The following is a 1,185-nucleotide window of genomic DNA, read 5'->3' on the forward strand; positions in this document are numbered from 1 at the left end:
CGGGGGGTGCTGCGGGTGGTGTCGAACATGCCCCCGGTTCGGTGCGGGGCGGGGGAGGGCGACGGGGATGTCGGTAACGGGTGAATAACGTCCTTCAGGCTGGAGTCACCGGCCCCTCTCCCGCGCCGAATGCGTGAGGAGGGCATGAAAGAGGTGGTGGCCGATGAAGCGGACGGCCAGACGGGACCAGGGGGAGACCGGGCTCCCCGACACCGGCGGCCCGAGGAGTGATCCGGGGAGCGGCTCGGAGGTCGATCCCCTGGCACGGCTCCTCCAGCAGGCCGCCATCGGGGACCTCGCGGCGTTCGAGGGGGTCTACCGGGAGCTGTCCGGGCGCGTGTTCGGGATCGCCCGCAAGGTCATGCTGAACGAGGCGCAGGCGGAGGAGGTCTGCCAGGAGGTCTTCCTGGAGGTCTGGCGGACCTGTGCCCGCTACGACCGGTCGAAGGGGAGCGTGGCCGCGTGGATCCTGACCATCGCGCACCGGCGGGCCGTGGACCGGGTGCGTTCGGAGCAGGCGGCGTCGACCCGGCTCGCCGCCGTCGGACGCATGGAGCCGGGGGCGACCTCCCATGACGCTGTGCCAGAGCAGGTCGAACACCGGTTGGAGCGGGAGAGGGTGCGCCGCTGCCTGCGGAGGCTGACCGAGTCCCAACGCGAGGCGGTCAGGCTCACGTACTACACGGGGTACACGCAGCGGCAGGCGGCCGACCTGCTGGAGGTTCCGCTGACCACGGTCAAGGGGAGACTGCGCGACGGCCTGATCAAGCTGCGCGACTGCCTGGGGGTGAGCGTATGAGCGAGGCGGATGCGCACGGGCTGACGGCGGGGTACGCGGTCGACGCCCTGGACCGCGTGGAGACCGAGGCCGCCGAGCGGCATCTGGCGGAGTGCGAGGACTGCCGCCGTGACCTGGCGGACTTCCGGGAGACGGCGGTGCGTCTGGCCGGTGCCGAGACGCGGGAGCCGCGGCCGGAGGTGTGGGAGGCGGTCCGCGGGGCCGCCCTGCGGGCCCGGCAGCTGCCTCCTCTGGCGTCCCCTCCGGCCGAGGGGCCCGGTGGTACGGGTGCCCGTGTGGTGCGTCCGCGGTCCCGGAGCCGGGGTTGGTGGCTGCCGTGGACGGTGGCCGCGGCGTGCGCGTTGGTCGCGGTGGTGCTGGCGGGGTCGTTGGTGTCCATGAGCCAG

At 73.2% G+C, this 1,185-nt stretch carries 1 protein-coding gene and 1 pseudogene; both read left to right on the forward strand.

What is annotated here, in order from left to right:
- Nucleotides 1-163: 163 nt before the first annotated feature.
- Complete coding sequence (sigK, locus tag D455_RS0107490; protein ID WP_017570126.1) at nt 164-799, forward strand: ECF RNA polymerase sigma factor SigK; 636 nt, start codon at nt 164-166, stop codon at nt 797-799.
- Nucleotides 796-1,185 (forward strand): annotated as a pseudogene (locus D455_RS0107495) (hypothetical protein); the annotation flags it as partial. The gene sigK and the pseudogene D455_RS0107495, both read left to right, overlap by 4 nt.

It is taken from the genome of Nocardiopsis halotolerans DSM 44410, from assembly GCF_000341065.1.
In the GTDB taxonomy this organism is placed as follows: Bacteria; Actinomycetota; Actinomycetes; order Streptosporangiales; family Streptosporangiaceae; genus Nocardiopsis; species Nocardiopsis halotolerans.